The organism is Nocardia farcinica (assembly GCF_029867845.1).
GTDB classification, from domain to species: domain Bacteria; phylum Actinomycetota; class Actinomycetes; order Mycobacteriales; family Mycobacteriaceae; genus Nocardia; species Nocardia farcinica_A.
In genome coordinates this window covers 1-8,829 of the sequence record NZ_JARWRU010000156.1, presented here as the reverse complement: position 1 = coordinate 8,829, position 8,829 = coordinate 1, and the positions used below count along the sequence as shown (strand labels likewise).

The window sequence follows — 8,829 nt, the reverse complement described above, 5'->3', positions numbered from 1 at the left end:
GCCGGCCCCCTTCCCCCCCGCCCCGGGGGCGGGCGGGGGGGCGGGGCGCCCCCGCAGACGATACCCGGCGCCGGGCGCCCGGGCGCCTGTCCGACGTGCCCCCACCAGGGCTCGAACCTGGGACCTGCGGATTAAAAGTCCGTAGCTCTACCAACTGAGCTATAGGGGCGCGTGGGGCAAGTGTAGTGGGCATCGGCGCGGGACGGAAAACCGGGAGTTGGGCTCGTGCCGGGGCGGCGGCAGCGGTGTTCGGCGGGGGGAGGTGGTGGCTGGGAAAGCGGCCGCAAGCCGGGGAAAGTGTTGGGTGGCGGCTTTGTTCATTCGAGAGCAGGCTGGATAGGATCGAATCGTGTTGCCTGCCAATCAGTTTGGTTCCGCCTCGGTGGGCCGCCAGGAGGGATGGTGAGCGCGGTGTCTCGGGTGGTCCGCGCCGCGCGGCCCGTGCCGGCGGCGCCGTCCGTGCGAAGGTCGTTCGCGGATGTCTCCGGGAATTGTAATTACCGGGCCCGCAGCCCTTTTGGATTGCGTAGTGTTTGCTGTCGGCGGGGTATGTCGAGTGGGCTATCCGACTCGTCGGTTTGCCGCGTGTCGGCGCGTCATTGCGGGTACCGTGACGGTTCGGTGAATTCCGGGCGAACCGTCGATTTCGGCGTCACCGGTTGTGTCGGAGCGGTTCTCGGTTCGCGGCCTCCCTCGGGGATGCCGTGGCGGGCGGGCCGCTCCGGCGCGGAGGCGTCGTCGCAGGTGGCGGCTCGGAATCCGAGACGTCGTGATGGTGTCCGCAGACAGCAACGATTGCCGCAGGAGGCCGATCGGAACAGGTCCCAGACGTGGGTGTGCCCGGGTGTGCACCCCCTGCGGCGCACCCGGGCACGGAGGAATTATACCAGCCGGTGTGTTATTCGTAATTAGGCTATTTACATACCTGAAGTATGAAATTGGCCGGAAAACCGGCTCGGAGTATTCGACTTTTATCAACTATTGCGCCAGGGGTCCGTTCCAACGGGGGGCTCGATTGGCGGTGAGTAACTTCGGAGGCGTTTCGAGCATGGCACGGCAGCAAGAGCGGGCCCGCCGGACACGGGCGGCGATAATCAGGTCCGCGGCCGTCGAATTCGGCAAGAGCGGCTATGCCGCGGCATCGCTGAACCGGATCCTGGAGGGATCGCGCGCGACCAAAGGCGCGATGTACTTCCACTTCGACTCCAAGGAGGAGCTGGCCAAGGCGGTGCTGGAGACGGCGGTGGAACGCTATCGCGCCACCGCCGAGCGCTGGCTGGCCCGCACCGATCTCGGTCCGCTCGACATCCTGCACGGGATGATCGACGAGCTGGCCCTGCGGTTGCAGCACGACATCATCGTGCAGGCGGAGTACCGGCTGATCATCGAACCCGACTTCTTCCGCGACGTCCGCGCCGGCGCCGGGCGCATCCTCGTGCGGGCGGTGCGTTCGCTGGCGTTGCGGGCGATCGAGCACGGCCAGTTGCGCGAGGACGCCGACCCGGATCGCTTCACCCGCACCCTCACCGCGGCGCTGGCGGGCCAGCGCTACCTGATCGAGCTGCCCGACGGCCCGACCGATCTGCGGGCCCGGTTCCAGGAGGCGTTGGAGGTCGTCGTCGAGTCGATGGCGACCAGTGAGTGGCGGGAGAAGTTCGCCGTCGACGGCTGGGCTGCCGCCGCACGCCTCGAAGAGCTCGGTTTGGGCGTCTGACCAGGCGATTTGGAACTCTGCGCAAAGCTGTCATAAGCTATGCGAGCTCCCAACGGAAACCGTTGAAAGCCGGTCCGGAGAGATCCGGGACGAGCCCCCTTCGTCTAGCGGCCTAGGACGCCGCCCTTTCAAGGCGGTAGCGCGGGTTCGAATCCCGTAGGGGGTACAGTCTTCGGACTGTTGGTAGCAGAGCATGGCCCTGTGGCGCAGTTGGTTAGCGCGCCGCCCTGTCACGGCGGAGGTCGCGGGTTCGAGTCCCGTCAGGGTCGCAAGTAAGCGCCGGAGAAATCCGGCGCTTCGCGTATGGCATTCGGTACGGGTGCCTGCGGCCAGGTAGCTCAGTTGGTACGAGCGTCCGCCTGAAAAGCGGAAGGTCGCCGGTTCGATCCCGGCCCTGGCCACCACGAAATCCCCCTGGCAGACAGCCCGGGGGATTTTTCGTCGTATCCCGGATGCCCGGCATATCCGCGCGCCGAAGTGGAATGCTGGAGTCATGGCTGAACGGTGGTACTACTGCTTGAAGCATCAGAGGGCCGAGCAGGGCAGGCAGTGCTGGTTCCGGGACCGGATGGGGCCGTACCCGGACAAGGCCACCGCCGAGCGGGCGCTGGAGATCGCGCGGGCCCGCAACGAGCGGGAGGACGCCCGCGATCGCGCCTGGCGTGAAGGGGACTGACAGCCCGCCCGGGACAACCGTTTTCGGCGCACCGGCACCCGCCGCGCCGTGGGACGAGCGCGTCTGCGCAGGTCGTGCCGTGCTCGACGCCGGACGTCGCCGGGCTGCCCCGGTCGCGGCCGCTCAGGTCCTCATCAGGCGGATCGAGTACGGTACCCCGGTAATCGACTAACGCTCGCACGGTCCGCCCGGGCCAGCGGGCTGGACAGGTGAGCAGGGAGGGCGACCCTTGAGGGTTACCGTTGTTGTGCCGACCTACAACGAGCGGGAGAATCTGCCGGTGGCGGTGGAGCGGCTCACCGCGCTGGCGGTGCCCGACCTGCACATTCTCGTCGTGGACGACAACTCCCCGGACGGCACGGGCGAGGTCGCCGACAAGCTCGCCGCCGACATGCCCGACGTGGTCGGCGTGCTGCACCGCACCGAGAAGGACGGTCTCGGCCGCGCCTACGTCGCGGGCATCACCCGCGCGCTCGACGAGGGCGCCGACGTGGTCATCCAGATGGACGCCGATCTGTCGCATCCCGCCGAGGTGATCCCGGCCATGCTGGCCAAGCTGAGCGACTCCGACGCGGGCGTGGTGCTCGGTTCCCGGTACGTGCCGGGCGGGTCCACCGCCGAGGAGTGGAAGTGGTACCGCAAGGCGCTCTCGGCCTGGGCCAACTTCTACGTCAACCTGATCCTTCGCCTCGGCGTCAAGGACGCCACCGCCGGTTTCAAGGCCTGGAAGGCCGACACCCTGCGCGCCATCGACGTGGGCTCCATCCAGAGCAACGGCTACTCGTTCCAGGTGGAGATGAACTACCGGGCGGTGCGCAAGGGCATCACCATCGCCGAGGTGCCGATCCGCTTCGAGGAGCGCACCCTCGGCGCGTCCAAGATGAGCCTGAAGGTCCAGCTGGAGTCGGCGCTCATGCCGTGGAAGCTGCTGTTCGGCCGCTCGGTCTGAGCCCGGCCACCCGGACCGGGACCGCTCGTCAGCGGTCCGGCTCCGGCCAGTCGACCAGGGTGTCGACGAACAGCTGACGTACCTGCTCGACGCGCGCGTCCAGGTCGGCGAGATCCCAGCCGGAGACGTCGATGGGGTCGAGGATCGCCACGTCGACGGTGCCGGAGCGCGCGACCATGGAATTGCGCCAGGCGATCTCCCCGGCGTTGCGGATCACCACCGGGATGACCGGCACGCCCGCCTGGTGGGCGATGTGGAAGGCGCCCTTCTTGAACGGCCCGACCGTGGGGGACCAGGAGCGGGTGCCCTCGGGGGCGACGGCGATCGACAGGCCGTCGCGCAGGGTCCGCACCACCGGCGCCAGCGCGGCCCTGGCCCGCTCGGAGTTCGAGCGGTCGATGAAGGTCACCCCGACGAAGCGCATGAGCGGCCCGAAGACCGGATTGCGGGTCAGCTCCTTCTTGCCGATTCCGGTGACCCCGCCGCGCAGCACGTGCGGGACGACGATCACATCGAACTGGCTCTGGTGGTTGAACAGGAAGACCGCAGGCCGGGGCGAGCGCGCGTTGTGCGCCCCGGTGACCCGCACCCGTACGCCGAGGGTGGCCAGGGTGGCGGCGGTGCCGAAGGCCATCAGCCCGTCGGCCATCGCGCGGCGGCGGCGGGTGTAGGACTTGGCGAGCACACCCGCGATGGCGCCGAGCAGCAGCGCGGCGAAACCCGCCAGTGTGCGCAGGTAGTCGACCGGGCGCGGGGTGCGCCTGCGGCGGAAGGCGACCACCGGCCAGTCGTGGTCGCAGGCCGCGGCGGCGAGGATGCGGTCGGGATTGACCACCACCGGGTGCTTGCTCTGGGCCAGCAGCGGCTGGTCGGTGGTGGCGCCGCTGTAGGCGGCGTAGGCGGCGAGCGGGTCGAGGCCGTGTTCGGCGGCGAAGGCGCGCACCGCCTGGGCCTTGCCGTTGCGCCACAGCGTCTTGCCGCGCACGTAGCCGGTGAGCGTGCCGTCCTCGCCGGTGTCCATCGCCGTGCACAGCACGTGCTCGATGCCGAGTTCGGCGGCCACCGGCGCCACCTGGAACTCGGTCAGCGCGCTCACCAGCACTACGGTGTGCCCTTGCGCGCGGTGCGCCCGCACCAGCTGCCAGGCCTCGGGGAACAACCTGCCGTAGACGCCGCGCCGGAACAGCCGTTCACCCAGTTCGTCGAGTTCGGCGCGGGTGCGTCCGGCCAGCCTGGCCGAGGCGCGGTGCAGGAACCGGCTGTAGCCGCCGTCGGTGAGCGTGGGGTCGTAGCCGTCGAGCAGGATGCGGGCGGTGGCGTCGCGGGGGCCGCCGGGCATGGCGCCGCGCAGCACCGAGGGCGCGGCGAACCCGTCGAGCACCGCCGAGAGGTCGAAGACCGCGAGCACCTCGGGTCCGCGCGGGCCGGAGCGGACCCGTTCGAGCAGCGCGTTCATCGGGTCACCGGTCCCAGCGTGTTGGACGGGTCGAGGGTGGCCGCCAGCGAGATGCGGGCGCCGATGGCGCGCAGTTCGGCGGCGAAATCGTTGCGGCGCCTGGTCAGATCGGCGCGGGCATCGGCGGCGGCCGGGTCGGCGGGCTCGATGAGGTGGTAGTTGTCGGCCAGTTTGATCGCGCCGCCGAACAGTTCGGTGGAGACCGATTCGGGACTGTGCAGGCGGCGTTGCAGCAGCATCTGCTTGCCCACCGAGACGCATTCGGCGACGAGTTCCTTGCGGTCGATCGGCGCGGCGGCGTCCTTGTCCGCCAGCCGTTCGGCCACCACCAGCTGGGCGTCGAAGAACGCGCGCAGCACGCGGTGGGCCATCATGAAGCCGGAACCGCGCAGTCTGGCGACGATCTCGCTGCCGCGCGTCTCCCGGCCCCGGTTGTGCCACTCCGGGTCGACCAGCACCATCTCGGCGGTGATGCGCTCGGAGAACTCGGCGCGGTCGGGGAAGAAGAACTCGAACTTCAGCAGGTCGCGCAGCCGGAAGGCCTCCTGCCAACCCGCCCGCAGGTGGTCTTCGGCCGGTTCGATGGCGGCCAGCACCGAAAGCTCCATGATGGCGCGGTCGACGAACCAGTGCACCGCGCTGTTGCGGTAGAAGGCGGCCTCGAGGTGCGCGCCGCTCTCGATGGAGTAGACCGGCTCGATGCCGCCGCGGTAGACGGTGACCACCTTGGCCAGCGACAGCTGCTCGAGCACCACCGCCAGGGAACGCTCGTCGGTCAGGGCGTCGAGTTCGCCGCTGGGCAGCTCGCGGCGGCGGATGTGGTCGATGACCGGGATCAGCAGGGTGCGGACCTCGGCCAGGGTGAGCGCGCGCTGTTCGACGCCCAGCAGGGCAAGGGTGGCCAGCGCGTTGACCGTGATGGGGGTGACATTGTTGATGCCGACCGCCACCTCGAAGGCCAGCCGCTGCACGGCTTTGCGCTCCTGTTCGGCGATCTCGTGTTCGGCGGAGGTGCCGATGGGCGCGGCGTCGGCGGTCTCGGTGTCGCGCAGCGGGATGTTCAGCGGGGTCTTGTGCATGGGGTCGCCGAGCGCGACGAGGCGTTCGCGAGCGGAGAGCGGATCGCCGAAGCGCACGTAGACGTGGCCGGCCGAGTGCTGCTGGGCGCGGATGTAGCGGGCCAGCCAGGTCAGGCCCTCCGGCTTCTTGCGCGCGCCGAGCTGTTCGTCGGCGATGGCGCCGAGCTCGTTGAGCCGCTCGTAGGTGATGGAGACCGGGATCAGCAGCACGTCGTCGATGCGGTCGGCGCGCACGGCGGCGGCGAGATAGTTGAGCAGGCCGTAGCGCGGCGGGCGCAGCTTGCCGGTCCTGGTGCGCCCGCCCTCGAAGTACCACTCCAGGTTGAAGCGCTTGCTCAGCAGATAGGCGAAGTACTCCTCGACGACGGCCTTGTAGACCTCGTCGTCGCCGAAGCTGCGGCGGATGAACACGGTGCCGGTGCGCCGGGCGATGGGGCCCATCGGCCAGAAGCTCAGGTTGGCTCCGCCGATGACGTGGTTGGGCGGGAAGTCGTGGCGCGCCAGCACGTCGCCGAGCACGAAGGGGTCGACGTAGGAGCGGTGCGAGGGCAGGAATACCAGCGGGTAGTCGCGGTTGAGGGCGCGCAGACGGTCGAGGCCGGAGTCGTCGGTGTCGACCTTCCATGTCGAGGCGTGCACCGGGCGCATCGCCTGGGTGAACAGGTCCGAGACCAGCCTGGATTGGGCGGCGACCAGTTCGTGCAGGCATTTCTCCGCCCGCCGGTACACCTCCTGGGAATCGGCCCCGGACTGGTCGGCGATCAGTTCCAGGCGGCGCAGGAACTCGGGGGAGTCGAGGATCTCCTCGGCCACCAGCCGTGGCACCTTGTAGCGGTCGCCGATGACGGTGCGTTCGGCGCGTTCGAGCGCCACCACCGCCGCGCGCACGACGGCCCGGGCGAAGGGCTCGCCGCTACCGGCGGCGTGCAGGGCGGCGGCTTCCGGGTTGTTCGCCCGCAGGTCGCTGAGCAGGGCGGGCGCGCCGGTGAGGACGACATGCCGGTCGGGCGCCTTGCGCGCGAGCCTGCGCTGCGCGAGCCGGTTGGGCTTGCGTGGATTGGTGAGCAGCAGCATGTCGCCGAAGCCGACGCGCCGTACGCCGTCGCGCTCGGGCGGCAGCCACAGCACCCGCACCGGGACCACCAGCGGATCGTCGCGGCGGCCGACCAGCCTGCTCGCCACCGCCGCCGGGTCGAGGTCGAGTTGCGTGATGGGCGCGCCGACGCCGAGCTCGCGGGCGATGCCTCCGTCGGCGATCCAGGCGCCGATGAGTTCGCGCTCGACACCGGAGGCGGCGTCGACCAGCGCGACCACCGACCGTGGGGCCTGGCGCAACGGCTGCGAATCGGCTGGCTCGATCATGGGGCCTCCGTCTGGCTGTCGGCCCGCCGCACCGGCGCGGCGGGGACGCGTGTGGTCGCGGCCCTCCATTGTCCCGCGCCGGATGATCTCCGGTCAGGACTTCGCGCCCCCGAGTCGGGGCCGGTGTGCCGTGCCCGGAGCACACCCCGACGTTGGGCAGGTAATGCTAACCTTACCTCGCACATATGAGGTCATCTTGATTCTGGAGGATCGTTGTCGACGACGGATGAGCGCTCGCGCGTTGAGTATGTAACCGATCCGGCGGCAGCGATGTCCCGACTGGCGAGCGCGGACCGCTTCGGCGAGTACGTGATGTACGAGCGCCCGGGGCAGTGGGTCTTCGCCGCCGACCCGATCGGCAGCATCGAACTCGACGCCGCCGAGCTACGGGTCACCTGGGAGGGCGCGACCACCGTCTCGGCCTGGGAGGGTTCGCCTGCTCGCGCGATCGACCGGGCCCTCGCCATGCTGCCCGCACACACCACCCGCGCCTACGGCTGGATCGGTTTCGAATTCTGCGCCTGGGCGCTGGCGGCGACCGCCCACGTGGACGAGCGGACATCGCTGGCGCACCTGATGATTCCGCGCGTCGAGGTGACCGTGGACGAGTCCGGCGTGCGGATCGAGGGCGCCACCGCCGACGAGGCCGACGAGATCCGCGATCTCATCGCCGTCTCGCAGGAAACCGGACTGCCGCAGCCGCATCCGATCGACGTGCGCGTCGATCCGACCGGCTACCGGGACCGCGTCGCCGAGGCCGTCGCCGAGATCGGCGCGGGCAGGTACCAGAAGGTCATCCTGTCGCGGAAGGTCGACCTGCCCTTCACCGTCGACGTGCCCGCCACCTACCGGCTCGGCCGGGCCAACAACACCCCGGCCCGCTCCTACCTGCTGCGCCTGGGCGGACTGGAGTCGGCGGGCTTCAGCCCCGAGTTGGTCGTCTCGGTCGACGACGACCGCGTGGTGACCACCGAGCCGCTGGCGGGCACCCGCGCCTTCGGCCGCGGCGAGCTCGAGGACATGGCCGCGCGCGCCGACCTGGTCAGCGATCCGAAAGAGATCGTCGAGCACGCCATCTCGGTGCGGCTGTCGTTCGAGGAGATCAGCTCGGTCGCCGATCCCGGCACCCCCGCGGTCTCCGACTTCATGGCGGTGCGCGAGCGCGGCAGCGTGCAGCACCTGGCCTCGACGGTGTGCGGCACCCTGGCCGCCGACCGCTCCGGCTGGGACGCCCTCGAGGTGCTGTTCCCCTCGGTGACCGCCTCCGGCATCCCCAAGCGCGAGGGCGTCGACTCCATCTTCCGTCTCGACGGCGCCCCGCGCGGGCTGTACTCCGGTGCGGTGGTGACGGTTTCGCCGACCGGCGCGCTGGAGGCCACCCTGGTGCTGCGCGCGGTCTACCAGACCGCCGAGGGCGCGTGGCTGCGCGCAGGCGCCGGTGTGGTCGGGCAGTCGAAGCCCGAGCGGGAGTTCGAGGAGACCTGCGAGAAGCTGGGCAGCATCGCGCCCTACGTCGTCAAGGCCTGACCCACGCGAAGCACTTCGGGGGGGGGGGGCGCCCAAGTTGTGGGGGCCGCCCGGGGTTGGAGGGCC

Annotated in this window: 6 protein-coding genes and 4 tRNA genes; 7 read left to right on the top strand and 3 right to left on the bottom strand. The window is 70.2% G+C overall.

Annotated elements, in window-relative coordinates; genetic code table 11:
* Nucleotides 1-96: 96 nt before the first annotated feature.
* Nucleotides 97-169 (bottom strand) — tRNA-Lys (locus QH283_RS03175).
* 879 nt (nucleotides 170-1,048) lie between these two features.
* Here QH283_RS03175 and QH283_RS03170 point away from each other — a divergent pair.
* From QH283_RS03170 to QH283_RS03145, 6 genes are all read left to right on the top strand, one after another.
* Nucleotides 1,049-1,714 (top strand): TetR/AcrR family transcriptional regulator, encoded by a 666-nt coding sequence (locus QH283_RS03170; RefSeq protein WP_280501517.1) that lies wholly within the window; start codon nucleotides 1,049-1,051, stop codon nucleotides 1,712-1,714.
* Between the two features lie 93 nt (nucleotides 1,715-1,807).
* A tRNA-Glu gene (locus QH283_RS03165) sits at nucleotides 1,808-1,880 on the top strand.
* A gap of 29 nt (nucleotides 1,881-1,909) precedes the next feature.
* Nucleotides 1,910-1,983 (top strand) — tRNA-Asp (locus QH283_RS03160).
* A 58-nt stretch (nucleotides 1,984-2,041) separates the two neighbouring features.
* Nucleotides 2,042-2,118, top strand: a tRNA-Phe gene (locus QH283_RS03155).
* 89 nt (nucleotides 2,119-2,207) lie between these two features.
* Nucleotides 2,208-2,390: a hypothetical protein gene (locus tag QH283_RS03150; RefSeq protein ID WP_280501516.1), complete on the top strand. Its 183-nt coding sequence runs from the start codon at nucleotides 2,208-2,210 to the stop codon at nucleotides 2,388-2,390.
* 229 nt (nucleotides 2,391-2,619) lie between these two features.
* Nucleotides 2,620-3,339, top strand: coding sequence for a polyprenol monophosphomannose synthase (locus QH283_RS03145; RefSeq protein ID WP_280501515.1), 720 nt, complete (start codon nucleotides 2,620-2,622; stop codon nucleotides 3,337-3,339).
* A 28-nt stretch (nucleotides 3,340-3,367) separates the two neighbouring features.
* Here the strand turns inward: QH283_RS03145 and QH283_RS03140 are convergent, their stop codons facing one another.
* Entirely contained in the window at nucleotides 3,368-4,795 is a 1,428-nt protein-coding gene (locus tag QH283_RS03140; RefSeq protein WP_280501514.1) for an HAD-IB family hydrolase, read from the bottom strand.
* Nucleotides 4,792-7,236, bottom strand: coding sequence for a glycerol-3-phosphate 1-O-acyltransferase (locus QH283_RS03135; RefSeq protein WP_280501513.1), 2,445 nt, complete (start codon nucleotides 7,234-7,236; stop codon nucleotides 4,792-4,794). The genes QH283_RS03140 and QH283_RS03135 overlap by 4 nt, the downstream gene beginning before the upstream one ends.
* Before the next feature lie 213 nt (nucleotides 7,237-7,449).
* On the opposite strand from QH283_RS03135, the gene nbtS reads away from it, so the two are divergent.
* Nucleotides 7,450-8,763: a nocobactin biosynthesis salicylate synthase NbtS gene (gene nbtS / locus QH283_RS03130; RefSeq protein ID WP_280501512.1), complete on the top strand. Its 1,314-nt coding sequence runs from the start codon at nucleotides 7,450-7,452 to the stop codon at nucleotides 8,761-8,763.
* The last annotated feature ends 66 nt before the right edge of the window (nucleotides 8,764-8,829 follow it).

Coding starts and splice junctions, on each gene's coding strand:
- QH283_RS03140 (WP_280501514.1), bottom strand. CDS start 4,795: ATGAACGCGCTGCTCGAACGGGTCCGCTCCGGCCCGCGCGGACCCGAG.
- QH283_RS03150 (WP_280501516.1), top strand. CDS start 2,208: ATGGCTGAACGGTGGTACTACTGCTTGAAGCATCAGAGGGCCGAGCAG.
- QH283_RS03135 (WP_280501513.1), bottom strand. CDS start 7,236: ATGATCGAGCCAGCCGATTCGCAGCCGTTGCGCCAGGCCCCACGGTCG.
- QH283_RS03170 (WP_280501517.1), top strand. CDS start 1,049: ATGGCACGGCAGCAAGAGCGGGCCCGCCGGACACGGGCGGCGATAATC.